The sequence below is a fragment of the Butyrivibrio sp. LC3010 genome (assembly GCF_000424385.1).
In the GTDB taxonomy this organism is placed as follows: Bacteria; Bacillota; Clostridia; order Lachnospirales; family Lachnospiraceae; genus Butyrivibrio.
The window spans coordinates 60,287-85,980 of sequence record NZ_AUJU01000007.1; the positions used below are offsets into that span (position 1 = coordinate 60,287).

Sequence of the window (25,694 nt, forward strand, 5' to 3'; positions counted from 1 at the left end):
CTTTTCGAATAAAACCTGCATCCGTGGTATAATTAAACGAATATTGTAAAAAAGTTGGAGGATAGATCACATGGTAAACAGAGAAGAACTACTTCGTACTATTGACAAGAACAGCCGAATCGGGGTTTCAGAGCTGGCGGTACTTTTATCAGCGCCCGAAATTGAAGTCGCGAATGAGCTTCGTGCCCTTGAGGACGAAGGAGTCATCTGTGGTTATCACACCATGATTGACTGGTCCAAGACTTCTATAGATAAGGTAATGGCACTTATTGAGGTTAAGGTTACTCCTCAGAGAGGAATAGGCTTTGACTCTATAGCAGAGCGTATTTACAAGTATCCGGAAGTAACAAGTGTTTATCTTATGTCAGGTGGTTTCGATCTTATGGTAATGCTTGAGGGCAAGACTCTGAAGGAAGTGGCAAGCTTTGTAACTAACAAGCTTTCACCGCTTGATACTGTTCTTAGCTGCTCTACACATTTCATTTTGCAGAAATATAAAGAGCATGGAACAATACTTGCTAAAAAATTTGACGATACAAGGGAGATAATTACACCATGAGGAATCCGCTATCTGAGAAAATTGTAGAAATAAAGCCCTCTGGTATCCGTAAGTTTTTTGATGTGGTTAAGACCATAGACGGTGCAATATCCCTTGGTGTGGGCGAACCGGATTTTGACACACCATGGCATATCAGAGATGAGGGTATATATTCACTTGAAAAAGGACGTACCTTTTATACATCAAATTCAGGTTTGATGGAGCTGAAAGAAGAAATCTGCAACTATATTAAGAGAAAGCAGAACACTACCTACAATCCGTCCAATCAGGTACTTGTGACTGTAGGAGGTTCTGAAGCTATCGATCTTGCCATAAGAGCAATGGTTGATCCGGGGGATGAAGTACTCATTCCGCAGCCCAGTTATGTGTCTTATGAGCCCTGTGCCATTCTTGCCGGAGCAAAGCCTGTAATAATCGAGCTTAAGGAAGAGAATGAGTTCAGACTTACTGCTGAGGAACTGCTTGAGAATATTACAGATAAGACCAAACTGCTGGTTCTTCCTTTTCCCAATAATCCTACGGGAGCTATTATGGAGAAAAAGGACCTTGAAGCAATTGCTAAGGTAATAATTGAAAAAGATATCTATGTTTTATCAGATGAGATATATAGTGAGCTAACATATACTGATAAGCATATTTCGATAGTTGAGATTCCCGGTATGTATGAGAGAACCATCCTGATCAATGGATTTTCAAAGTCCTATGCGATGACGGGATGGAGACTTGGCTATGCCTGCGGACCTGAGATTATCATTGCGCAGATGACTAAAATCCATCAGTTTGCCATAATGTGTGCACCCACAACCAGTCAGTACGCAGCGGTTGAAGCTCTTAAAAATGGTGATGAAGATGTGAATATGATGAGAGAAGAGTACAATCACAGACGCCGCTACCTGATAAAAGAGCTGAGGGATATTGGGCTTCCATGTTTTGAACCCTTCGGTGCTTTTTATATTTTCCCATGCATAAAGCAGTTTGGGATGAGCAGTGATGAGTTTGCGACAAGATTACTGCAGGAGGAGAAGCTGGCAGTCGTACCCGGGAACGCCTTTGGTGACTGCGGGGAAGGCTTTATCAGAATATCCTACGCATATTCTCTGGATGATCTTAAGAAAGCTATGGAGAGACTTAGAAGATTCATTCAGAAGCTGAACTGATAAATATCCGGATCAGAGGAAATTATGGAAGATAAAAATAATAATTCTGAAGATGTAAGACTGGATCCTGAAAAAAGCCCTATAAAAAGGGTGGATTTCATGAGGGAAAAGATAAAGCAGCGTCCGATAAATAAGAAAAAGCTTCTTAGAAGAACGCTGATCACCGTGACATTAGCGGTTGTATTTGGTGCTGTGGCATGCCTGACCTTTGTGTTTCTCTCACCGGTTATAAATAATAAGCTTTATCCCGAGGAGACACCTGCGCCGATTGCACTTCCAGAGGAGACTGTTACTGATGAGATGCAGCCGGAGGATATGTATGCGGATGACAACGCGATAGTTGAAGAGGCTGCCAGCAAGGCCATAGATATGGCTTCATCTGAGCTTTCCAGAATGCAGCAGGAGATGAATTCATATCACATAGATTCATCTGATTATATTGAGATGTACTCTTCACTGAGGAGTGTTGCCAATAGTACTGCGAAAGGCGTAGTTACAGTAACTGCTATCTCATCTGATACCAGCTGGATAAACAGCCCTTATGAAAGTGAAGGACAGAGTTCCGGAGTCATTGTTGCCGATAACGGAGCGGAGTATATGGTACTGGCGCTTACGTCTGCCATAAAGGATGCAGAGTCAATTCAGGTAACATTTTTTGACGGGAATACGGCAGAAGCTTACCTTAAAATGAGTGATAACATAACAGGCTTTAGTATAATAGCTGTTAAAAACAGTTCAGTTCCTGATAAGACTAAGGAAAATATCATAGTAGCACCACTTGGAAGCTCAAATTCCGGAGTGGTTACAGGAACACCGGTTATAGCAATAGGCAGCCCTACTGGTATACAAGGGTCAATAACCTATGGATTTGTTACCTCAGGAAATACGGCTATTGATCTGGCTGATTCTAATTATATGCTGCTTACGACAGATATGAACGGAAGTAGTAATGCCAGTGGTGCCATTATAAATCTTGCCGGGGCTGTGGTTGGATTCATAGACATGAATTATCACAATGCGAACATGCCTAATGCTCTGTGTGCAGTGGGAGTTACTGAGCTTCGTTCTCTCATAGAGGATCTTTCCAATAAAAAGGAAAGGGCATACTTGGGAATACACGGACAAACTGTTCCCGAAGAGGTTCAGGAAAGCGAGAATATTCCTAAAGGAGTGTATGTAATCAGAACAGACATGGATTCACCGGCGATGCTTGCAGGCGTACAGAGCGGAGACATCATAACGGAAATAAACGGAGAGAGTGTTGAAAGCTATGACACGTTTATTTCAAATCTCAGGTCTGTAAAGGCGGGCTCAAATGTTTATTTGACACTTATGAGGCAGGCAGCAGAGGGCTATGCTGAGCTCTCAATAGAAATAGATACAGCTAATTCAGCTGTTAGCGAGGAGTAAAGATGAAATTTATCAAAGATTTTAATTCAGGTGACAGAGTAGCAGATATATATTTCTGCAAGCATATTCAGACTGCTACAACAAAAAATGGAAAGACATACTACTCTGTGACCTTGCAGGATAAAACCGGAATAGTGGATGCTAAGGTCTGGGATCCCAACAGTGAAGGAATAGATGATTTTGACTCACTTGATTACATTGATGTATATGGCGAGGTGACAAGCTTTAATGGAGCACTTCAGGTAAATATCAAAAGAGCACGTCTCTGCCATGAAGGTGAGTATGATGAATCTTTATATCTTCCTGTATCATCCAAGAATAATGATGAGATGTTCAAAGATCTGCTTTCACTGATCAATACTGTTAACAATCAGTATTTAAGGGCTCTTCTTGATTCTCTTTTTGTAAAGGATGAGGAATTCATAAAAGCATTTAGAAAATCATCTGCAGCAAAATCTGTTCATCACGGTTTTGTAGGAGGCCTGTTGGAGCATACATTAAGTGTTACCAGAATGTGCGATTATTTTTCAAAGGCATATCCTGCTATTAACAGAGACCTTCTGATCACAGCTGCTATATGCCACGATATAGGAAAAACCAGAGAACTTTCACTTTTCCCGATGAATGATTACACGGATGAAGGTCAGTTCCTTGGACATATTGTAGTGGGCAGTGAAATGATCGCCGAGAAGATAAGAGATATCGATGGTTTCCCGATTCTTTTGAAGCAGGAGCTCCAGCACTGTATTTTGTCTCATCATGGAAAATATGAATATGGATCACCAAAGGTGCCGGCTATAATTGAGGCACTTGCGCTTCATCTTGCAGACAATACAGATGCCAAGCTCGAAACATTTACAGAGATACTTGAAAACACAAATGAAGTAGGTTGGCTAGGATTTAACAGATTACTAGAGAGCAACCTTTTTGATACCAGGGTTGAATCATAATGAATGCAAAAGTTTTACACGTACTTGAATATGATAAGATTATCGAGCAGCTATCAGAACATGCAACATCTGAACCCGGAAAGAGAATGTGCAGGGAGCTTCTGCCATCATCTGACATAAGGGAGATTCAGAGGAATCAGAAAAAGACTGAAGCTGCCATATCAAGAATTTTTAAAAAGGGATCGGTTTCCTTTGGAAGTAACAAGGATTTATCCGGCTATCTCAAAGCATTGAAGATAGGAAGCTCCCTTGATGCTCCACAGCTTTTAAATATTGCAGGTTTTCTGGACAATGTTAACAGAGTAAAAAGCTATGGAAGAGCAGATAAGGTTGAAGACACAAGAGATGTTCTTTCAGATCTTTTTGATGGTCTTGAACCGCTTACTCCAATTGCTGCTGAGATAAGGCGCTGCATAATATCAGAAGACGAGATATCTTCTGATGCAAGTGCCAACTTAAGGCATATCAGGAGAGATATCCAGATAACCGGTGACAGGATTCATGACCAGCTGGGTAAAATGGTAAATGGTTCCCTGAGGACATACCTGCAGGAAGCAGTTGTTACAATGAGAGGAGACCGTTATTGCATTCCTGTTAGAGCTGAGTATAAAAATCAGGTTAACGGAATTGTACATGATCAGTCATCCACAGGTTCCACACTTTTTATTGAGCCTGCAGTTATAGTAGAGCTTAATAATAAGCTTAGAGAGTTGGCAGGGATGGAGAAGGCTGAGATAGAAGTGATACTTGCCAGGATTTCAGAGGAAGTAGGAAGCTATCTTACGGCCTTATCAGATGATGCGGCTATTATGACAGAGCTGGATTTTGTATTTGCAAAAGCATCCCTTGCTTTATCACAAAATGCAATAACGCCTATTTTTAATGAGAATCATTATTTCAATATTATCAAGGGAAGGCATCCTCTTCTTGATAAAAAGAAGGCAGTCCCGATAGATGTTTATGCCGGAAAAGATTTCGACATGATTATAATAACAGGTCCCAATACCGGTGGTAAGACAGTCACACTTAAAACAGTAGGACTCCTTACACTTATGGGACAGGCAGGAATGGCAATTCCTGCAGGAGACAGATCAGAACTCTCAGTATTTAATGAGATTTATGCAGATATTGGTGATGAGCAGAGTATTGAGCAGAGTCTTTCAACGTTCTCTTCTCACATGACGAATACTGTACACATTTTGGAGAATGCTGATGAGAATTCTCTGTGTCTTTTTGACGAGCTTGGAGCAGGAACTGATCCTACAGAGGGAGCTGCTCTTGCTATCTCAATACTAAACCACTTGCATGAGCGCGGAATCAGAACCATGGCTACTACTCACTACAGTGAGCTTAAGGTTTACGCACTTACAACCAATGGAATACAGAATGCAAGCTGCGAGTTTGATGTCGAATCCTTAAGACCAACATATAGATTGCTTATTGGCATTCCCGGAAAGAGTAATGCGTTTGCAATCTCCAAGAGACTCGGACTTCCTCAGGAGATCATTGATGCCGCAGGGGAGCAGATAAGTCAGGATAACCGTAAGTTTGAAGATCTTCTGACAGATCTTGAAAACAGCAGGGTTACTATAGAAAATGAACGCCTGGAGATAGAGCGTTACCGTAAAGAGGTTGAGAAACTTAAGGAAGAACTTCAGGGTAAACAGAATAAGCTGGATGAATCCAGAGAGAAAATACTTCGCGAGGCCAATGAAGAAGCCAAGGCTATTTTACAGGAAGCCAAGGATACTGCTGATGAGACCATAAGAATCATGCGAAAGGCCGAAGCCGGAATATCTATGCAGGATCTGGAAAAGGCCAGACAGAGTGTAAATAAAAAGATATCTGACAAGAACCAGAAACTTTCAATTAAGAATAAGCCTCAGACTGCGGGCCACAAGAAGCTGAAGCCCACACAGATTCATATTGGTGATACCGTAAGAATCATTTCAATGGGAATGAAGGGAACAATAAGCACTAAGCCTGACAAAGACGGTAATGTAATGGTGCAGTGTGGTATCATGAAATCAAGGGCGCATATTGACGATCTTGAGCTTATTAAGGAAGAGTCCGGAAAAGAACAGATGAAGAAGTTCTACGGACAGCATAAGATGGATCTGTCCGGAGCGCGAAACATCAGAACAGAAATAAATCTTATTGGACTAAACAGTGCGGATGCAATAGCAGAGCTTGATAAATATCTGGACAGTGCATATGTATCCCATCTTCCTTCTGTGAGAGTTGTTCATGGCAAGGGATCTGGAATACTGCGACAGGCAGTCCATGATCTTTTAAAGTCAGCTCCTTATGTTAAGTCCTTTAAGCTTGGAGAATTTGGAGAAGGTGATTCCGGAGTAACGATAGTTACCTTTATTAAGTAAACTGGGGGAAAAATGGTAGCAAAACAAAAAATACTAATTGTCGATGATGATAGCAACATTGCAGAACTTATATCACTTTATCTTGTAAAAGAGTGTTTTGATACTCTGATTGTAGGGGATGGAGAGTCAGCACTTGCAGCATTTGATACTTTTGAGCCAAATCTGGTTCTTCTTGATCTGATGCTTCCCGGAATAGACGGTTATCAGGTCTGCAGAGAACTTAGAACCAAGTCACAGACACCTATAATAATGCTTTCAGCTAAGGGAGAAGTTTTTGATAAGGTATTGGGACTTGAGATGGGGGCTGACGATTATATGGAAAAGCCCTTTGATTCAAAGGAACTTGTGGCAAGAGTTAAGGCAGTGCTTAGACGTTACAAGCCCATTGTGACTGAGGTTGAGGCTTCTGATGATAAGGTTGTAAAATATCAGGACCTTGAAATCAATATGACTAACTATTCAGTTAATTATCAGGGTTCACGAATAGACATGCCACCAAAGGAACTGGAGCTTTTATATTTCCTTGCTTCATCACCAAACCGCGTATTTACGAGAGAACAACTGCTCGATCAGATTTGGGGATATGAATATGTAGGAGATACCAGAACCGTAGATGTTCATATAAAAAGGCTTCGTGAAAAAATAAAAGATCACGAAACCTGGAGAATAGCTACAATCTGGGGCATTGGCTACAAATTTGAAGTATCATGATTTACATGGAACTGCTTCTTTTACTGCGATACTGCAGGGGAGTGGTTCCATATTTTTTATTGAAATATGTGATAAAACTGCTTGTTGAAGGAAATGCCAGAAGGTCAGAAACGGAACTTACAGGAAGGTCAGTTGTTTCAAGCATTACCCTGGCATACTCAAGCTTCTTATCCCTTATGAAAATTGTTGGGCGAACACCAAGCTCCTTCTGAAAAAGATCTGAAATATAATTCGGGGATCTATGAGTAAGCTCGGCGAGAGTCTTCATTCTTATATCATCGTGAAGGTGACGAAGAATAAAGTCGCAGCAGTTTTTGGTAATAAGACTGCAATTTCTGTAATTGTAATCATGGACTGCGTAAGTAAGAGTGCGCAGAGCCTTATTGCTAAGCATATTTATTTTCTGTATATTGGTCTGCTTGTCCATATGTCTAAGGAATCCATCACTTATGGCATAAGCTATATGTTCTGCAAGACCGCCATCTATAGCGGCTCTTGTGGCCAGAGTTACACTGGCTATGAGCATATATTTTGAGTAAAGAAGAGGATCCTCAGAAACATCACCATATATGTTATTGTCCAGAGTTGGAAGCTTGTCTGAGTTTTCTACAGATATAGCTACGATCTCATCTATTTTTGTGATATCCCCTGAAGATACGTAGTAATATAATGCCTTTTCCTGGATTCGTCTTGTGCCGGTATCGGCGCCGGGGGTGTCCTGAGTCATAAAAATATGATCATCTACGGAGCTTATTATCTCCTTATAATCATCTCTTATGGATTTTTCGAGAAAAGCAAGATTTTTCTGTAGCTCCTTAGGATCATTGAAGTCCAGGGCTTTTGAGGGTTTCGAACTTGGCTTTGGGTCTATATGTGATTTAGCGGTTTTCTTAGTCATAAATGCCTCGAATTATGTTAAATAAAGGTAAAATCCCGTTTTTGATTCCGAAATTATAACGACAATTTCAACAGGGATTTACCTCAAATTTTACAAGTGAAATCTTATATTTTAATGTGATTTATTATATCATGTGACGCCTCTCAATACTATCATAATGATGTTGGATTTATTATTAAATGAAAGGAAAATTGCTGTGAACACCGTAAGGGGTGAACAGTATAAAAGGAAGGAACCATGGCTACAGACGTAAAAAAACTAGTATCAGAGATGACACTTGAAGAAAAAGCCGGACTTTGCGGAGGCGCAGATTTTTGGCATACAAAGGCTGTTGAAAGGCTTGGTATTCCAAAGTTTATGATGTCAGATGGACCTCACGGTCTTCGTAAACAGGATGAAGAGGGTGATCACCTTGGAATTAATGACAGTATTAAAGCAGTATGTTTTCCGGCAGCTTGTGCTACAGCATCAAGCTTTGATACTGAAATGATAGGAAAAATGGGTGAGGCAATCGGTGATGAGTGTCAGGCAGAGAATTTATCAATAGTTCTCGGACCTGCAGTAAATATAAAGAGAAGCCCTCTTTGTGGTAGAAACTTTGAGTATTTTTCAGAAGATCCTTACCTTGCCGGTAAGATGGCAGCAGCTTATATAAACGGTGTTCAGAGCCGTCATGTGGGCACAAGCATCAAACATTTTGCACTCAACAACCAGGAGTATTTCCGTATGAGCAATTCTTCTGAGGTTTCAGAGAGAACCATGCGTGAAATATACTTCCCGCCTTTTGAGATAGCAGTTAAGGAAGCACAGCCCAAGACTGTAATGTGCTCATACAACAAGATAAATGGCACATATTCAGCTGATAACGAATGGCTTCTCACCAAGGTTTTAAGAGATGATTGGGGATTTGAAGGCTTCGTAATGACAGACTGGGGCGCAATTAATGACAGAGTACAGGGAATAAGAGCAGGTCTCGAACTCGAGATGCCCGGTGACTCATCAGTTAACGACGCTAAGATAGTAGCTGCAGTCAAGGACGGAAGCCTTGATGAAAAGCTGGTAGACAGAGCTTGTGAAAGAATTCTTACAGTAGTATATGACTACCTGGACAATAAGAAGGAAGGCGTAGTATTCGATAGAGATGCGGATCATGAAAAAGCTGTATCAGCAGCAACTGAGTGCGGTGTTCTTCTTGAGAACAATGGTATTCTTCCTCTTGATCCTGCTAAAAAGATAGTCTATATCGGTGAATATGCAGAAAGGCCAAGATATCAGGGCGGTGGTTCAAGCCACATAAATTCATCAAAGGTTACAAGTGCTCTTGATTCCGCAAAGGCAAAGGGAAGAAACGTAGAATATGTAATGGGATTCCCGGGACAGAAGGACGAGCCTCTTGATAAGGCAGAGCTCGACAAGGCTATTGCTGCTGCTAAGGGCGCAGATGTTGTAGTAATTTTTGCGGGTCTTCCGGACGTTATAGAGTCTGAGGGATATGACCGTGCAAACATGAACATGCCTGCTGCACAAAATGAGCTTATTGAAGCAGTTGCTGCAGTAAATGAAAACACAGTAGTTGTTCTTCACAATGGTAGCCCTGTTGAAACTCCCTGGGCAGATGATGTAGCAGCTATTCTTGAAATGTACCTTGCAGGCCAGGGTGTAGGCGAGGCAACAGATCAGCTTTTATATGGTGAAAAGAATCCCAGCGGACATCTGGCAGAGACTTTCCCTTTTAGAGTACAGGATAATCCTTCATACCTTAACTTCAACACTGATCCTGTTAAGTGCAACTATGCAGAGGGTGTTTATGTCGGATATCGTTACTATGATAAGAAGATGATGCCTGTAAGATGGGCATTCGGACATGGACTTTCATACACAACCTTTGAGCTTTCAAACATGAAGCTTTCATCAGACAAGATGACTGATGAAACAACAATCAAGGTTTGTGTTGATGTAAAGAATACAGGAAATGTCACAGGTAAAGAGGTTGTTCAGCTCTATGTTGGTGATTTGAACGGAACCTTTGACAGACCGGTTAAAGAGCTTAAGGGATTCGCTAAGGTCGAAGTTGCACCCGGTGAGACCAAGACCGTAGAGATGGAAATCGATGCAAGATCACTTTCATATTTCGAAGAGAGCATGGGTGACTGGTTTGCTCCTTCAGGAAAATATGAGCTTCTTGTAGGTAATTCCAGTGATAATATCACTCTTCGTGAAGAGATAAGCTTTGAAACAAAGAAGGTTAAGCCCATGAGATGTGATACTTCTCTTACTGTTGGAGAACTCATGGCTAACCCTGTTACTAAGCCCATCGTTGATGAGATGATGAGGAAGGCAGCTGAAAATTCACCCTTTGGCGATTCAAATGAAGCAGTAGGAGATGCTATGATGCAGGCAATGATGAGATTTATGCCTATCAAATCTCTTATGTCCTTTGGAATGTTAAATGAGGAAGGTATGGAGCAGCTTTTGAGCGCAATAGGCGCTGCACTTGGCCAAAAGTAAGGAGCTCTATAACTAAAGACTATCAGAACGCCAATACTCTTTTGGGTTCACACAGTCTTAAGATATAGTATTTAGGGAATACTGTATCACTATATTTCGGGCAGGACGATCGTCCTGCCCTATTTCTTTGCCAGTAGAGAGCTTAGTTGCTATAATGATTGATGATAAGGACAAAAGTAAATGAGTGATGGCTGAGAATCATGAAAAGAACACTATATCTAAAATTTTTAATAGCATACTTACTGTTTGCCATATTTGGCTTTATTATGGTGGCAACCTTTGTATCAAATATGACAATGGAGCACTGCCGAAGGGAAAAGGCTGAGAGCCTATATTCCGAGGCTACGCAGATTGCAAATACTTACGCTGCTGATCTTTATAACAGTGAAACTTCACTGGATACGGTACAGAGACAGCTATATGCGCTATCTAAATACATGGACGGAGCGAGGATATGGATAGTCAACCCTTCAGGAAGACTTGTTCTTGACTCATCAACTGTGATAGAGCAGGGCGAAGAGATCAAGATAGAAGGCTTTGACCCCACTGCCACAGGTGGTACTTATTATACCATCGGTGATTTCTGGGGATATTTTCAAGAGGATACATTAAGCGTCTTTGCTCCGATAACAGCAAGCTATAAGGTGCAGGCTTATGTAATCATTCATACTCCGATGAGTGAGATTCGCAAAACTGCAGATGAATATTTAAACATCTCATATCTGATGCTTATAGTGCTGTTCCTTCTTTCACTGATAATACTGATCTTTTTCACAGAGCTTGTTTATATCCCTTTAAGGCGTATTACACAGGCAACTGAAGAATATGCCGCTGGAAATATGGACTACGAGTTCTCGGTGGAATCAGAGGACGAAATGGGATATCTTGCTGCATCCCTTTCCTATATGGCTGGTGAAATAGCAAGACAGGAGGATGATCAGAAGAAGTTTGTTGCAAATGTATCCCATGATTTCAGGTCTCCGTTAACTTCAATACGTGGTTATATTGAGGCCATGCTTGACGGGACGATTCCTCTTGAAATGCACGAAAAATATCTGGGAATAGTTTTAAATGAGACTGAGCGACTTACCAAGCTGACCAACGGGCTCCTCACTCTCAATAATCTTAATGCCAGAGGAATGCTTCTTGAAAAGGCTGATTTTGACATAAATCAGGTAATAAGAAATACAGCAGCTTCTTTTGAGATGACATGCCTTGAAAAGAAAATTGCGATAGAGCTTGTGCTCACGGATGATAAGATGCTGGTAAATGCTGATATGAGTAAGATTCAGCAGGTTTTATATAATCTTCTTGATAATGCGATTAAATTCAGCCATCATGATTCGGTGATAAAGATAGAGACCACTGAGAAAAAGAGCAAGGTTTTCGTATCTGTAAAAGATAGCGGGATCGGAATTCCAAAGGAAGATCAGAAGATGGTCTTCGAGAGATTTTATAAATCCGATTCATCGAGAGGTAAGGACAAGAAAGGTACAGGACTTGGCCTTTCCATAGTAAAAGAAATCATTAAAGCACATGGAGAAAACATTAATTGTATATCGACAGTCGGAGTGGGTACTGAGTTTATTTTCTCAATACCAAAGGCTGCATCCATGGATAGCGACGAGGATTAAAAGGAGTTTTTATGCATATAGTTTTACATCAGCCGGAGATACCGCAAAATACCGGCAATATAGGAAGAACCTGCGTGGCAACAGGAAGTACACTTCATTTAATAGAGCCTCTTGGATTTGCGCTTCATGGTAAGGATTTGAAGAGGGCAGGAATGGATTACTGGGATAAGCTGGACTATACGAGATATACCAATTATGAAGATTTTAAGGAAAAGCATCCCGGTGCAAAGGTATGGCTTGCTACTACCAAGGCGAAACGGTCCTACACGGAAGTTTCCTTTGGCCCCGATGATTACATAATGTTTGGAAAAGAAAGCGCCGGAATTCCGGAAGAGATACTGGTTGATAATGAGGAGGACTGTATCAGAATACCCATGGGTCATGATATCAGGTCCCTTAATTTATCTAATTCAGTAGCAATTGTGCTTTATGAAGCCCTTAGACAGAACGGTTTTCCCGGAATGGAGGAAGAAGGGGAGCTGCACAGATTGCACTGGAAAGAGTGAATGTTACTTAACGAACAATATAAAGGAATTGAGAGTAGGAGTGCGTAGTGGCAAATAAGAGTAATGGGAATTTCACATATAAAAAGGGTGATATCCTGACAGTAAGAATAGAAGATATAGGTAACGACGGAGAGGGTATTGGCAAGGTAGAGGGCTATACCCTTTTTGTGAAAGACGCTGTTATTGGTGATCTTGTTAAGGTCAGCATAATGAAAAGTAAGAAAAATTATGCTTATGCTCATTTGGATGAGATCATAGAAGCTTCAAAATACCGCGTGGAGCCAAAGTGTCCTGTCTCAAGAGCTTGTGGAGGCTGTCAGATTCAGAATCTTGATTACAAGAAACAGCTTGAATTTAAGAAAAATAAGGTAAGAAACAACCTGGTGAGACTTGGCAGTTTTGATGCTGAATTTGTTGATAGCATTATGGAGCCTATAATTGGCATGGAAGATTCTGATCTGGACAATAGCAAAGATAATGATGTTCCGGCTTATTTTAGATACAGGAACAAGGCTCAGTTTCCAATTGGAACAGATAAAAACGGTAATCCTAAAGCAGGTTTTTATGCCGGAAGGACTCATTCAATTATTCCTGTTGAGGACTGTCTCCTTGGAGTAAAAGAGAACAAAGAAATTCTTGATATTGTCATCGATCACATGAAAAAACACAATATCAAAGCCTATGACGAAGCTACCGGTAAAGGAGTTTTCCGCCATGTTCTTATCCGCAAAGGCTTTACCAGCGGTGAAATCATGGTTTGCTTTGTTATCAATTCACAAAAAGGAAACAAGAAACAAAAGGGTTCTGAGAAAAGAGAGAATGATCGTAAGGAATCTTATATTACAGGGCAGCAGGAGCTGATAGACAGACTGCTTAGAATAAATGGCATCAAGAGTATCACAGTTAATATTAACAATGAAAAGACCAATGTAATCCTTGGAAAAGAAATCCACACTTTATGGGGGGAGGATTATATTACAGATACTCTTTGTGGCATAGAATTCAGGATTTCACCACTTTCATTTTATCAGGTGAATCCTGTCCAGACTGAAAAACTCTACAATACAGCAATTAATTATGCAAACCTTACAGGTAATGAGACAGTATGGGACCTGTATTGCGGGATAGGAACAATCAGTCTTTCCATGGCAAGGACAGCAGGGCACGTATACGGGGTGGAAGTTATCCCACAGGCCATTGAAAATGCCAGAGAAAATGCGGCAAATAATAATATAGATAATGCAACATTCTTTGTTGGAAAAGCAGAGGAAGTTCTTCCTGCTTTTTATGATGGAAAATTAAATGCCATAGGCGATGGCAATCCGGAAATAAACAGCTCTGATGAAGAAAAACGTAAACGCGCATTGTCTCCTGATGTAATAGTTGTAGACCCACCAAGAAAAGGTTGTGACATAAACTGCCTCGAAACGATGTTAAAAATGCATCCTGAGAAGATTGTTTACGTAAGCTGCGACTCAGCAACCCTTGCCAGAGACTTAAGGATCCTGGTTGACGGCGGCTATGTGTTAAAGAATGTAACGCCCTGCGATCTCTTTCCAAACACTGTGCATGTAGAAAGCTGCGTGCTCCTCGAGCGTGTGAGCAACCGAAAAGCGGATTCTTATGTGAAACTGAATGTGAAGATGGAAGATTATTATCGGATTAAGGACGAGGAGAAGAAAACGGATGAATAAAGAGTGGTCAGAGCTCAACAAGCTCATGCAAAGTCAGATAAAGAAAAGAGATACCTATGAAGAAGGTATCGATATACTTCTTGCATTACGTGACGCTCTTTGGGACACTGTCAGCTCTTTCAAAGAAGAATTAAACAGGGAAGAGTTCAATGCAATTCCATTCATCAACGCAGAAGGGTATCATAGCAAGACTATTGCATATTCGTTGTGGCATATCTTTCGTATTGAGGATATCGTGGCTCACACATTGATCAAAGGGGATGAGCAGGTATTTTTCAGAGAAGAATATCAAAAGAGAATTAACTCACCTGTCATCACCACAGGAAATGAACTGGTTAAGCACGAGATTGCTGACTTTTCAGAGCAACTCGATCTGGATGAATTATATTCGTATCTTTCCGATGTGAAGCAGAGTACAGAATCCATATTACGGGATTTATCATATGATGATCTGAGGAAAAAGATATCCGCAGAACGAAAAGAACGGCTGGAATCACTTTCTGTTGTCAGTAAGGAGGAGAGTGCGATATGGCTTATAGATTACTGGTGCAATAAAGATGTTCGCGGTCTTATTCAAATGCCGCTTTCAAGACATTGGATCATGCATATAGAGGCATGTTTAAGGATAGAGAAGAAAATCCACCCGTAATGCATTTGATTTGAATAGGTTGTGACATAACCACGCATTGCGGTTCGAATATGTGATATACTTTGAATATCAACACGCAATGCGAGGAAAAAGAATATGGATATAGCTAAAACGATAAAAGAACTACGAGAAAGCACAGGGATGTCGCGTAAAGACTTTTCAGAGCATACGGGGATCCCTGTTCGCACTTTGGAAGACTGGGAAGCGGGAAGGAGAACACCACCGGAATACATTCCCAGACTTATTGCTTACCAGTTGAAGTATGAGGAATTGGTGAAAGGGAAGGAGGATAACCTTCTATGAGAGATTTTGATAAGCAGATGGAAATGGTTCTCTATCATTCAGATGAAGGAGATGTTTCTGTTGATGCATACATAATGAATGACAGCCTGTGGATCTCTCAAAAGGCTATGGCAGAATTGTTTGGGGTTGATAAATCCGGCATCAGCAGACATCTGAAGAAGATATTTGAGAGTGGAGAACTGGATGAAAAAGTGGTTGTTGCAAAAATTGCAACAACCAGTCCGCATGGAGCAATCCCCGGTAAAACACAAGATAAAGAATCAATGTTTTATAATTTGGACGCAATTATTTCTGTTGGATATCGTGTAAATTCAATTAAAGCAACAAAATTTCGCATCTGGGCGACTACAGTTCTTAAGGAATACATGACAAAAGGTTTTGTTCTGGATGACGCTATCAAAATTGTTAGAGGGATTGACATAATAGTTTATCTGGGATAATAATTATGTTATCGAAAAAATATAAAAGAAAGAGAGGTAATCATGATGAGTGTTGTGAAAATAGAGATTGTAACTGTAAATAGTATGATGACCTCGGTTTCTGCCTTTTAATTAGTATTCAGATGATTTTGGGTTTTGACCGTGGCTTGTTTGTCACGGTTTTCTTTTGTCTTTTTTAGGCGGTTTTCCGTTATAGAAGGTCTCCATACTATCAAGATAATTGCGAATTTATCAAGTAAGATATATAAAGGAGACAAAAAATTGAATAATATTATAATCAGAAAAGAAACAAAGGATGATTATTATGCTACTGAACTAATGACAATGCGAGCTTTCTGGAATATACACGGTCCTGGGTGTAATGAGCATCTGCTTGTAAATAAGCTTCGCCATGCTGATGAGTATTTACCTGATCTTAGCCGAATTGCAGAGCTTGACGGAAAAGTAGTAGGGGCTGTTTTTTATTCCAGAGCCAAGGTGGTAGATGGAGATAAGGAGCATGAAGTACTGACATTCGGCCCGCTTGCAGTGGAACCTACCTGCTTCAGTATGGGGATAGGTGCGCTTCTGTTAAAAGAAACTTTGCCTTTGGCAAAGGCAGCCGGATATAAAGGAATTGTGATTTGTGGTGAACCGGAGTATTATCCAAAACACGGCTTTTTGACCTGTGATCACTTTGATATTCATCATCCGGCATTTGGAAATTCTGATGCTTTTATGGCACTTCCGCTGAATGAAGAATTTGAAGATATTCATGGATATTTTTATGAAGCGCCTGTCTTTGAAACGTGTGAGGATGAGAAAGAAATAGAAGATTTTACGAAGGGATTTCCTTATTACAAGCCATTAAAGCTTTCCTGTCAGTGGCTTCATGTTGAAAAATTGGGAAGAATTTCAGAGGTTAACAAAAACAGCTATAAGATCATGTTCTGGGAGCAGGAGATTCCGGCAAAGCTGAAAGGGAGTTTTTATGAGGAAGACGCAGAAAAGCTTCCGGTTGTAGGCGACTATGTGACATTTTTGTATAACAGGCAGGGGGATTCCGTGATCTTGTCTGTTTGTGAGAGGCAAAATTTTTTGCAGCGGCCTGATCAGGCTAAAACAGGAGTCATGCAATATATGGCAGCAAATGTGGATTACCTGTTTATCGTTACTTCCCTTAATGAAGACTACAGCTATAATCGTATAGCCAGATATGTAAGCATTGCCATTCAGGGAGGAACTGAGCCTGTTGTTATTCTTACAAAATCCGATCTTTGCACAAGTCCCGGAAGATATGTGCGCGAAGTGGAACAGATTTCCGACAAAGTGCGTGCTCATGCAATTTCTGCAATTTACGGTATTGGCCTTGAGGAACTGGGGGATTACATGACACCCGGAACTACCATTTGCCTGATGGGATCTTCAGGTGCTGGAAAATCAACGCTGATAAATTCCATTACCGGCGAAGAGACCATGAAGACATCTGAGATCAGAGAAGATGATGACAAGGGAAGACACACAACCACATATCGGAAGCTGATTGAACTTTCAAATGGTGTTACGATCATAGATACGCCAGGTATGCGAGAAGTCGGAATGGCCAATGTGCAGGATGGAATTGATGAAACATTTTCAGATATTGTGGAATTGGAGAGCAGATGCCGGTTCAGTAATTGCAGGCACGATACAGAACCGGGTTGTGCGATCAAAGCAGCCATCGCAAGCGGAGAACTGTCTGCAAAGAGGTATGAACTATACAAAAATCTGGGCAGGGAGAATACAAACAACCATGCTATGAAAAAAGAAATATCCAAATGGGCAAAAGCCTATAAAAAGAATAATAAGAGAAATATGTGGGATTGACGGAGAGAAGTGTTGATGATGGACATAGATAAAAACAGAAAAAGTTCACCGGGAGAGTATCTGAAGGATGCGAATTTTTTTGGTTTATTGGAGGATTTGCACAGGAAATTGTATGATCTTCAGGATCTGAAGTATCGTGATATGCAGATAAAAATCATACCTAATGTAAATCCGGAGTCAATAATCGGAGTGAGGACTCCGGAGCTTAAGACAATGGCAAAAGAAATTTTAAAGGCCGGAAATTATAAAGATTTTCTTGGAGCATTACCTCATAAATATTTTGAGGAAAACCAGCTGCATGCCTTTATCATCTCCGGTATAAAAGATCTGAATGATTGTATGGAGGAGCTGGAGAAGTTTCTACCCTATGTAGATAACTGGGCTACGTGTGATCAGATGTCTCCAAAGATTTTTAAGAAGCATAAAGAGGAGCTGTTTATACACATAAAGGAATGGCTCAGCTCAGAAAAGACGTATACCATAAGATTCGGAGTGGGCATGTTGATGGAGCATTTTCTGGATGAGGACTATGATTCCAAGTATCCTGAGATGGTGGCTAAACTCAGATCAGAAGAGTATTACGTCAATATGATGATCGCGTGGTATTTTGCGACTGCCCTCGCCAAGCAGTATGAAAGTATCATTCCTTTTATAGAGGAGAAAAGGCTTGATGACTGGACTCATAACAAAGCAATTCAGAAAAGCGTGGAGAGCAGAAGAATTACAGATGAGCAGAAGAAGTATCTGAAATCCCTGAAAGTATGATGTTAACGGGGTATAGTCAGTTCTGCTCAGTGCACTGGCTGTGCTGAGGGCAAGAATTTCAGCCAGTGCACTAACGCAAATGCAAAAATTGTCAAAAGCGTTAGGGAGAATTTCAATCAGTCCAGTACCGCAAATGCAAAAATGACAAAAAGAGTTAGAAAGAAGATTTTCCAGCGCCCTACCGCAAAATAGAATTTAGAAGAATGAGGCAGAATAAGTCCGAATTAAAAAAGTCGAAAAAGATTTCTATACTATATCCATATCAAGTTTAACTTAGCTGATACTCATCATTGAGCCCCACGTTCTAATCTGTTAGAATTCATCATATGGGGACACAGGAATCATCAGATAAATCATCATCAAAATTTAATAAGCAGAATTTGCTGCTGATTATAACTGTGCTCTTTACCCTTGCAACACTTGTGGTGGGAGCACTTGTTTTTCGCTTTTATATGGCAGATTTCAGGAAGGCATCGGACGTAACGCAATATGATAAATATTACGTAATGATAACCGATAATTACAAGTCTGACTTCTGGCAATCGATATATAAAGGCGCTTTTGATGCTGCTCAAAAAGAGAATATCTACGTGGATCTCCTTGGGCAGAATCTTGCAGGAGATTACAGCTGTGAGCAGCTTATGAAAATAGCCATAGCTTCAAATGTAGATGGAATAATAGTTTTTGCAAATGAGTCAGATGAAATGACACAGCTCATAAATGATGCAGATGGGAAGGGGATCCCGGTTGTAACACTTTACGGAGACAGCACTCATTCCAAGAGGCTGAGTTTTATTGGCGTGGGAAGCTATAATATCGGAAGAGAATACGGCAGGCAGATCTTCAATATTATCAAGGAAAAGAGAAGAGAAGATTTTATAGAGTCTGCAAAAATGGGACACCGCAAGACTATGCAGATAGCAGTTCTTGTCAATACAGATACCCAGGACAGTGGACAGAATATTATAATATCGGGACTTCAGGAGACTCTGGATCAGGAAAATGCGACAAATTCAGAGTTTGCAATATCAATAGTACCTGTAGATAATAAGAATCCATTTTCTGTTGAAGAGTCCATAAGAGATATTTTCCTCAAGAAAAGCATTCCGGATGTAATCGTATGTTTAAATGAGCTGAATACTGTCTGTGCATACCAGGCGGTTGTTGATTTTAATAAAGTTGGCGATGTGAATATTCTCGGATACTACAACTCTGAATCCATTGTCAGCGCGATTGAGAAAAATATCGTATATGCCACAATTTCCATAGATACACCTCAGATGGGAGAATATTGCATAGAAGCGTTATCGGACTACTACGAATTTGGAAATACAAGTGAGTATTTCACCGCAGATGTTACGCTAATCAACAAGAATAATGTGTCAGATTATTTAGAATCGGAGGAGAATGATGAATAAATTTTTTAATCTTCCCCTTCAAAAAAAGGTAGTCGGAATATATCTGGCTGCAAATATGATAATCTTCATAGTTAATGTATTTCTCATCCTGGGCATTAATAAAATGGCCATAGATATGGAATTGGTATACCAGGACAATAGGCAGTTGAACGAACTGACTGACTCTCTGACAGAGGTTCAGGATAATATGACTGTGTACCTTAGTTCGAAGACGACGGATTCCCTGGAAAACTACTATAAAAGCGCGCAAACCTTGCAGATGCTTTCCGATGAGCTAGGAGATGAGGTAACTGATCTTGCCTTTAGCAGGATGAGGAGAAATATAAAAAACATGACCGGGCAGTATCTTGAGGAAGTATCTTTGACTGTCGAGGCAAAACGAGGAAGAAACGTAGAGAAATACAGAAACTATTACGAGAGTGCAACAGAATTGTATGAATATATAAATGCCTATATTTCGAGACTTAACAATGAGCAGTTTATCAGCAATTCTGAGAGATATACAGAGCTTGCCACAGCCTTTAGAACCTTTGAAAGTATAAGCGTAATGGTTCTAACGCTGGTCATGACCGGAAACATCATCAGTATCATCACAATAGTAGGCATGATGATCGAGCCTCTTAAGAAGCTTGCGGTTTCAGCCAATGAGATAGCGGAAGGAAATTTTGATACAAATATACCTCAGACAAAATATCATGATGAGATAGGTATAGTCATCGGTGCCTTTAACAAGATGATAATAAGCATCAAGGAGTATATTATCAGACAGCGTGAGAGCATGGAAAAGGAACGCCTTATGCAGGAAAAAGAGCTTACAATGGAGGCACATCTTAAGGATGCTCAGCTCAAGTACCTTCAGGCACAGATAAATCCGCACTTTTTGTTTAATACACTAAATGCGGGAGCTCAGCTGGCAATGATGGAATCTGCGGATAGAACTTATGAATATGTCCAGACTGTGGCAGATTTTTTCAGATATAATGTTAAAAACCATGACACAGAGGTCACTATTGGGGAAGAAATGACGTTGGTGGACAATTACATAAGGATATTGAATGTAAGATTTTCAGGGGATATCAAGTATCACAAGCAGATTGATGAGAGGCTTTTGAAAATACCAATGCCTAACATGATTCTGCAACCTGTGGTGGAAAATGCAGTAAATCACGGAATAAGGGAAATGGGAGATAAGGGAACCATTACTCTTAAGATTTACAGGGAAGACAGCGATGCCTGCATCAGTGTCAGTGATAACGGGAAAGGTATTGAGCAGGAGGATATAGAGAAAATTCTTGTAGGAAACTGGAGTAAAAAGGAAGGTCAGTACGACAATAACGGTATCGGAATGGACAATGTAATATCAAGGCTAAGGATATTTACCGGAAAAGAAGATGCCGTGACAATAAAAAGTGAAGGTATAGACAAGGGGTGCGAAGTTATAATAAGACTTCCGCTTCCCAATGTTGAAAACAAATAAACTTTATGTTCTGATGAGCCTAAATAAAAAAGATGCTCATATTTCAGAATTCAAAAATGAGCTCAAATAAAAAGATGCTCATATTTCAGAATCCCAAAATGAGCCAAATAAAAATGCTCGTAATTTAAGAATTAAAATTTGGGATTCAAGAATAAAGCTTATAAAAAGAAATAAAGGGTATAGGATTGGGGTAATATGTACAGAATAATGCTTGCAGACGATGAGGGTATCGTCATTGACTCGATGAAATTCATAATAGAGAAGGAGTTTGGGAATCAGTGCGATGTTGAATTTGCCAAGACAGGGAGAAATGTCATAGAGCTGGCAGAGCGCTTCAGACCGGATATTGCAGTGATGGATATTCACATGCCGGGTATAAATGGTATTGAAGCCATGAAGGAAATTAAGAAGTTTTCCGCAAATACTATTTTCATAGTTATGACTGCCTATGATAAATTCGACTACGCAAAAGAGGCCATAAAGCTCGGGGTTCTTGACTATATAAATAAGCCTGTCGATAAAATGAAGATCATTGAAGTCCTGAAAAAGGCCATGGCGCAGATAGATAGAGAGCGGGAAAAGCGAAGCAGCGACCTTTTAATCAGAGAAAAGCTTGAAACTGTCGAGCCTATTATTGAAAACGGACTTATCTACGATATTCTTTTGCAGGAGCATTTTGAGGAGGATATAGATAACTACAAAACAATTCTTGGAATTAAAGAGGATTATGGATACATGATGGCAATAGTCAGCGGTGATGCTCAGGAGGGCAATCACATGACTAATGCCATCGGAAGCTCTGTTAAAGTTTCCGGAAAATATCAGGAAATACGAGAGTGTGTAAAGGAATTTTTTGACTGTAAGATCGGAAACGTTATGGCAAATAAGATAGCGGTTCTGGTTCCGACATCAGAGCATAAAATGGATTATGCCACCAGATCGGAAGTAGTCGATAGGGCAAGGGAGCTTGCAAGGTACTTAAGGAAAAGGACTGATATTAAATTCCGAATCGGAGTGGGCAAGATCAAACCACTTCTGGAGCTTGGGGATTCCTATCATGAAGCATTAAATGCACTGATTGCGACCACCGGAACGGTTGCGCATGTTGAGGATCTTCCTATTAACTGCGATTATGATGAGGGATATCCAATCGATTTGGAAAAACCCCTGTTTGATGCGGTTTCAAAGGGTGATATCGATGAATCCATAGCCATAGCGGAGAAATACGCTGACTGGATGACTCAGGTTAGCAGCAACGGTGACATAATGGCGATGCGCCTTAAGGTGCTGGAATTTTCCCTTTATGCGGAGCACCTTATGTATTTAAACGGTGGGCAGACCTATCATTACTCAGGAAGAAATCACTATCTTCCTGAAATAATGGCGCTTGAGACGGCAGATGAGCTCAAGGAATGGTTTATGAAAAAAATCTCGGATGCCTGCAAAAATGTTTTCATAAAACGTGCGGAAAAATCCACTGACGCCATCAAGACTGCAAAGAAATACATAGAAGAGAACTACTCCAGGGATATCTCACTGGATGATGTATCAAGAGTTGTTAATATATCGCCATATTATTTCAGCAAGATTTTTAAAGATGAGAGTGGATCCAATTTTATAGAATATCTCACCAGTGTCAGGATTGAAAAAGCAAAGGATCTTTTGCTTAATTCTGATAAATCAATGAAAGAGATATGTCTTATGTGCGGCTATGCAGATCCTAACTACTTTAGCCGAAGCTTCAAGAAAAACGTAGGACTTACGCCAACAGAATATAAGGATAGGAAGACTGTGAACAGATGAAAATACTAGCTAAACGAATAATGCAGGCTCTTATAATTATACTTGTACTTTGTATTTTCCCCGTTGGATGCGGAAGTGAAGAGACTTTGCAGGGAACTCAGGGAAAGGATGAGGAAAAGAAGATACAGATAGGTGTGACCTTTGATTCTTTTGTCATTGAGAGATGGCAGAGAGACAGAGATGTGTTTGTTTCCATGGCTAAAGAGCTTGGAGCAGATGTAAATATTCAAAATGCAAATGGAGATGTTGCAGAGCAAAAAAAGCAGATAGAATATTTTATTAAAAAGAAAATGGATGTAATAGTGATCGTCTGTATTGACTCTCAGGCTTTAAAGACAAATATCAAAAAGGCAAAGGATGCAGGTGTAAAAGTCATAGCATATGACAGACTGATAAGCGATTCAGATGTGGATCTCTATATATCTTTTGATAATGAGAAGGTCGGAGAGCTTATGGGACAGGCTCTGGTGGACAATGGACTTGTGGGCGGAAAAGTAACAATGATAAATGGTTCTCCCAAGGACAATAATGTACCAATGGTCTGCGACGGCTTCAAATCCGTTATGGAAGAAAATGGAAACGAAATAGTGGATTCGTATTATTGTGATGGCTGGAAAGCGGAGCTTGCAGGCGAATACATGTATAAAAACATGGATGTGGTTTCGGAATGTGATGCGATCATGTGCGGCAATGATGATCTTGCAAGCAGGGTTGTTACAGCACTTTCCGAGAAGCGCCTGGCTGGAAAGATTATGGTGGTGGGACAGGATGCAGATCTTGAGGCGTGCCAGAGAATAGTTGAAGGCACACAGCTTATGACAGTTTATAAGCCCATTGAAAAACTTGCCCAGAGAGCTGCTGAATGCGCAGTAAATCTTGCGAAGGAAGAACAGATCGGAACAGGAGAAAATGATCTCTCGACCATATCTGATGGAACCTATAGTATTCCCTACTTAAAGATCGATCCCGTCAGTGTGACCAAGGAAAACATGGATGAAGTGATAATAAACAGTGGCTTCCACTTAAAAGAGGATGTATATCTGAATGTTCCCTCACAAATAGAGGAATAAAAAAGTGCTATAGCCTAATGACTTTCTTAATGATTTTCTTGGCAGCAGAAAATTATTACTATTGTAATTAGCAGATATACCCGGTGTTTTATTACTATCGTAAATGGCATATATATCTGAGGTTTACAATAAATAGCACATTTTTATACCACAAATACCCTTATGGCAAAAAAATGCTATAAGGGTATTTTTTTACAAACTTTAATTATAAAAATTTGAAGAACTTCATAAATTATTACTAATATTTTTATGTTAAAGTCTAAGCTGTAAACGACGGGGGTTACACCCGATAACAATTTCTCACTAGGGAGGGAAACAAAATGAAGAGAAAATTAGTTAGTACTTTTCTGACAGTAGCGATGGCTGCATCATTGCTTGTTGGATGTGGTGGCGGAAATACATCTGCTCCTGCTTCAACTGACACAGAGACAAAGACAGAGGCAACAACTGATACATCAACAGAAGCTGAGGCTACAGAAACCACAGCATCCGGCGGCGGTAAGGTTGGTGTTGCGATGCCTACAAAGGACCTTCAGAGATGGAACCAGGACGGTGAGAACATGCAGAAGCTGCTTCAGGAAGCCGGCTATGAGGTTGACCTTCAGTATGCATCAAACGACATAGCTACACAGGTTTCTCAGATTGAGAACATGATCAGCTCAGGAGCACAGGTTCTTGTTATCGCATCTATCGATGGTGATTCTCTTGGAACAGTTCTTGAGCAGGCTAAGGAACAGAACGTTAAGGTTATTGCTTATGACCGTCTTATCATGAATTCAGACGCAGTAAGTTATTATGCAACATTCGATAACTACATGGTAGGAACAAAGCAGGGCGAGTACATCAGAGATCAGCTTGATCTTGATAACGCTGCAGGTCCTTTCAACATGGAAATCTTCACTGGTGATCCCGGTGACAACAACGCAAGATTCTTCTACGGCGGTGCAATTGACGTACTTAAAAAGTACATCGACGAAGGCAAGATTGTTGTTAAGTCCGGACAGGTTGACTTCGATAACGTAGCAACAGCTAACTGGGCAACAGAGACAGCGCAGTCAAGAATGGATGCTATCATTTCTGCTAACTATGCTGATGGAACAAAGCTTGATGCAGTTCTTTGCTCAAACGACTCTACAGCACTTGGTGTTACAAACTCACTTGAAGCTAACTACACAGGCGATTGGCCGATCATCACAGGTCAGGACTGTGACGTAGCAAACGTTAAGAACATGATCGCAGGCAAGCAGTCAATGTCTATCTTCAAGGATACACGTACACTTGCAGCTAAGACAGTTGAGATGGTTGACGCTATCATGAAGGGCACAGAAGCTCCTGTAAACGATACAGAGACATATGACAACGGCACAGGAATTATTCCTTCATACCTTTGCGAGCCCGTATTTGCAGACGTTAACAACTACAAGGAACTTCTTATCGACTCTGGTTACTACACAGAGGATCAGCTTCAGTAATACTAATTAAATGTATTCTCATGAGGCGGGTTATTTAACCCGCC

Annotated in this window: 21 protein-coding genes; 20 read left to right on the plus strand and 1 reads right to left on the minus strand. The window is 40.5% G+C overall.

Annotation, left to right across the window (positions count from 1 at the left end; genetic code table 11):
* Positions 1–70: 70 nt before the first annotated feature.
* The 6 genes from G622_RS0107030 to G622_RS0107055 are packed head-to-tail and all read left to right on the plus strand — an operon-like array spanning position 71 to position 7,168.
* Entirely contained in the window at positions 71–559 is a 489-nt protein-coding gene (locus G622_RS0107030) for an Lrp/AsnC family transcriptional regulator (RefSeq protein ID WP_026510115.1), read from the plus strand.
* Positions 556–1,716 (plus strand): pyridoxal phosphate-dependent aminotransferase, encoded by a 1,161-nt coding sequence (locus G622_RS0107035; protein ID WP_026510116.1) that lies wholly within the window; start codon positions 556–558, stop codon positions 1,714–1,716. The genes G622_RS0107030 and G622_RS0107035 overlap by 4 nt, the downstream gene beginning before the upstream one ends.
* Before the next feature lie 24 nt (positions 1,717–1,740).
* Entirely contained in the window at positions 1,741–3,126 is a 1,386-nt protein-coding gene (locus G622_RS22020; protein WP_049945731.1) for a S1C family serine protease, read from the plus strand.
* A gap of 2 nt (positions 3,127–3,128) precedes the next feature.
* Entirely contained in the window at positions 3,129–4,076 is a 948-nt protein-coding gene (locus G622_RS0107045) for a 3'-5' exoribonuclease YhaM family protein (protein ID WP_026510117.1), read from the plus strand.
* Entirely contained in the window at positions 4,076–6,457 is a 2,382-nt protein-coding gene (locus tag G622_RS0107050) for an endonuclease MutS2 (protein WP_026510118.1), read from the plus strand. Before G622_RS0107045 ends, G622_RS0107050 begins: the two co-directional genes overlap by 1 nt.
* 12 nt (positions 6,458–6,469) lie before the next feature.
* Positions 6,470–7,168, plus strand: coding sequence for a response regulator transcription factor (locus tag G622_RS0107055; protein WP_026510119.1), 699 nt, complete (start codon positions 6,470–6,472; stop codon positions 7,166–7,168).
* A 1-nt stretch (position 7,169) separates the two neighbouring features.
* On the opposite strand, the gene G622_RS0107060 is transcribed toward G622_RS0107055, so the two are convergent.
* On the minus strand, positions 7,170–8,066 hold the full coding sequence (locus G622_RS0107060; protein WP_026510120.1) for a helix-turn-helix transcriptional regulator: 897 nt from the start codon (positions 8,064–8,066) through the stop codon (positions 7,170–7,172).
* A gap of 237 nt (positions 8,067–8,303) precedes the next feature.
* Between G622_RS0107060 and G622_RS0107065 the strand changes: the two genes are divergently transcribed.
* The 14 genes from G622_RS0107065 to chvE all read left to right on the plus strand — a co-directional run bounded on the left by G622_RS0107065 (position 8,304) and on the right by chvE (position 25,650).
* A complete protein-coding gene (locus G622_RS0107065) occupies positions 8,304–10,574 on the plus strand; it encodes a glycoside hydrolase family 3 C-terminal domain-containing protein (RefSeq protein WP_026510121.1) in 2,271 nt (756 codons plus the stop codon).
* 200 nt (positions 10,575–10,774) lie between these two features.
* Entirely contained in the window at positions 10,775–12,208 is a 1,434-nt protein-coding gene (locus G622_RS0107070; protein WP_026510122.1) for a HAMP domain-containing sensor histidine kinase, read from the plus strand.
* An 11-nt stretch (positions 12,209–12,219) separates the two neighbouring features.
* On the plus strand, positions 12,220–12,714 hold the full coding sequence (locus G622_RS0107075; protein ID WP_026510123.1) for a tRNA (cytidine(34)-2'-O)-methyltransferase: 495 nt from the start codon (positions 12,220–12,222) through the stop codon (positions 12,712–12,714).
* Positions 12,715–12,761: 47 nt separating this feature from the next.
* A complete protein-coding gene (rlmD, locus tag G622_RS22025; RefSeq protein WP_081675218.1) occupies positions 12,762–14,408 on the plus strand; it encodes a 23S rRNA (uracil(1939)-C(5))-methyltransferase RlmD in 1,647 nt (548 codons plus the stop codon).
* Positions 14,401–15,057 (plus strand): DinB family protein, encoded by a 657-nt coding sequence (locus G622_RS0107085; RefSeq protein ID WP_026510124.1) that lies wholly within the window; start codon positions 14,401–14,403, stop codon positions 15,055–15,057. The genes rlmD and G622_RS0107085 overlap by 8 nt, the downstream gene beginning before the upstream one ends.
* Positions 15,058–15,153: 96 nt before the next feature.
* A complete protein-coding gene (locus G622_RS0107090; protein ID WP_026510125.1) occupies positions 15,154–15,360 on the plus strand; it encodes a helix-turn-helix domain-containing protein in 207 nt (68 codons plus the stop codon).
* Positions 15,357–15,800, plus strand: coding sequence for a virulence RhuM family protein (locus G622_RS22030; RefSeq protein ID WP_196814191.1), 444 nt, complete (start codon positions 15,357–15,359; stop codon positions 15,798–15,800). Before G622_RS0107090 ends, G622_RS22030 begins: the two co-directional genes overlap by 4 nt.
* Before the next feature lie 261 nt (positions 15,801–16,061).
* Positions 16,062–17,645: a ribosome small subunit-dependent GTPase A gene (gene rsgA, locus G622_RS24460; RefSeq protein WP_049945732.1), complete on the plus strand. Its 1,584-nt coding sequence runs from the start codon at positions 16,062–16,064 to the stop codon at positions 17,643–17,645.
* 141 nt (positions 17,646–17,786) lie between these two features.
* Positions 17,787–18,410 (plus strand): DNA alkylation repair protein, encoded by a 624-nt coding sequence (locus G622_RS0107105; protein WP_044957305.1) that lies wholly within the window; start codon positions 17,787–17,789, stop codon positions 18,408–18,410.
* A gap of 326 nt (positions 18,411–18,736) precedes the next feature.
* Positions 18,737–19,828, plus strand: coding sequence for a substrate-binding domain-containing protein (locus G622_RS0107110; protein WP_026510127.1), 1,092 nt, complete (start codon positions 18,737–18,739; stop codon positions 19,826–19,828).
* A complete protein-coding gene (locus tag G622_RS0107115; RefSeq protein ID WP_044957282.1) occupies positions 19,818–21,305 on the plus strand; it encodes a histidine kinase in 1,488 nt (495 codons plus the stop codon). Before G622_RS0107110 ends, G622_RS0107115 begins: the two co-directional genes overlap by 11 nt.
* A 195-nt stretch (positions 21,306–21,500) precedes the next feature.
* A complete protein-coding gene (locus G622_RS0107120) occupies positions 21,501–23,108 on the plus strand; it encodes a helix-turn-helix domain-containing protein (RefSeq protein ID WP_026510129.1) in 1,608 nt (535 codons plus the stop codon).
* Positions 23,105–24,178 carry a sugar ABC transporter substrate-binding protein gene (locus tag G622_RS0107125; protein ID WP_026510130.1) on the plus strand — a complete coding sequence of 358 codons (1,074 nt, stop codon included), beginning with the start codon at positions 23,105–23,107 and terminating at the stop codon, positions 24,176–24,178. Before G622_RS0107120 ends, G622_RS0107125 begins: the two co-directional genes overlap by 4 nt.
* Before the next feature lie 320 nt (positions 24,179–24,498).
* On the plus strand, positions 24,499–25,650 hold the full coding sequence (gene chvE / locus G622_RS0107130; RefSeq protein WP_026510131.1) for a multiple monosaccharide ABC transporter substrate-binding protein: 1,152 nt from the start codon (positions 24,499–24,501) through the stop codon (positions 25,648–25,650).
* Positions 25,651–25,694: the final 44 nt, after the last annotated feature.

Excerpts from the sequence above, each read along its gene's own strand:
- G622_RS0107030 (WP_026510115.1), top strand. The coding sequence starts at position 71 with ATGGTAAACAGAGAAGAACTACTTCGTACTATTGACAAGAACAGCCGA.
- G622_RS0107035 (WP_026510116.1), top strand. The coding sequence starts at position 556 with ATGAGGAATCCGCTATCTGAGAAAATTGTAGAAATAAAGCCCTCTGGT.
- G622_RS22020 (WP_049945731.1), top strand. The coding sequence starts at position 1,741 with ATGGAAGATAAAAATAATAATTCTGAAGATGTAAGACTGGATCCTGAA.
- G622_RS0107045 (WP_026510117.1), top strand. The coding sequence starts at position 3,129 with ATGAAATTTATCAAAGATTTTAATTCAGGTGACAGAGTAGCAGATATA.
- G622_RS0107050 (WP_026510118.1), top strand. The coding sequence starts at position 4,076 with ATGAATGCAAAAGTTTTACACGTACTTGAATATGATAAGATTATCGAG.
- G622_RS0107055 (WP_026510119.1), top strand. The coding sequence starts at position 6,470 with ATGGTAGCAAAACAAAAAATACTAATTGTCGATGATGATAGCAACATT.
- G622_RS0107060 (WP_026510120.1), bottom strand. The coding sequence starts at position 8,066 with ATGACTAAGAAAACCGCTAAATCACATATAGACCCAAAGCCAAGTTCG.
- G622_RS0107065 (WP_026510121.1), top strand. The coding sequence starts at position 8,304 with ATGGCTACAGACGTAAAAAAACTAGTATCAGAGATGACACTTGAAGAA.
- G622_RS0107070 (WP_026510122.1), top strand. The coding sequence starts at position 10,775 with ATGAAAAGAACACTATATCTAAAATTTTTAATAGCATACTTACTGTTT.
- G622_RS0107075 (WP_026510123.1), top strand. The coding sequence starts at position 12,220 with ATGCATATAGTTTTACATCAGCCGGAGATACCGCAAAATACCGGCAAT.
- G622_RS0107085 (WP_026510124.1), top strand. The coding sequence starts at position 14,401 with ATGAATAAAGAGTGGTCAGAGCTCAACAAGCTCATGCAAAGTCAGATA.
- G622_RS0107090 (WP_026510125.1), top strand. The coding sequence starts at position 15,154 with ATGGATATAGCTAAAACGATAAAAGAACTACGAGAAAGCACAGGGATG.
- G622_RS22030 (WP_196814191.1), top strand. The coding sequence starts at position 15,357 with ATGAGAGATTTTGATAAGCAGATGGAAATGGTTCTCTATCATTCAGAT.
- G622_RS0107105 (WP_044957305.1), top strand. The coding sequence starts at position 17,787 with ATGCAGATAAAAATCATACCTAATGTAAATCCGGAGTCAATAATCGGA.
- G622_RS0107110 (WP_026510127.1), top strand. The coding sequence starts at position 18,737 with ATGGGGACACAGGAATCATCAGATAAATCATCATCAAAATTTAATAAG.
- G622_RS0107115 (WP_044957282.1), top strand. The coding sequence starts at position 19,818 with ATGATGAATAAATTTTTTAATCTTCCCCTTCAAAAAAAGGTAGTCGGA.
- G622_RS0107120 (WP_026510129.1), top strand. The coding sequence starts at position 21,501 with ATGTACAGAATAATGCTTGCAGACGATGAGGGTATCGTCATTGACTCG.
- G622_RS0107125 (WP_026510130.1), top strand. The coding sequence starts at position 23,105 with ATGAAAATACTAGCTAAACGAATAATGCAGGCTCTTATAATTATACTT.
- chvE (WP_026510131.1), top strand. The coding sequence starts at position 24,499 with ATGAAGAGAAAATTAGTTAGTACTTTTCTGACAGTAGCGATGGCTGCA.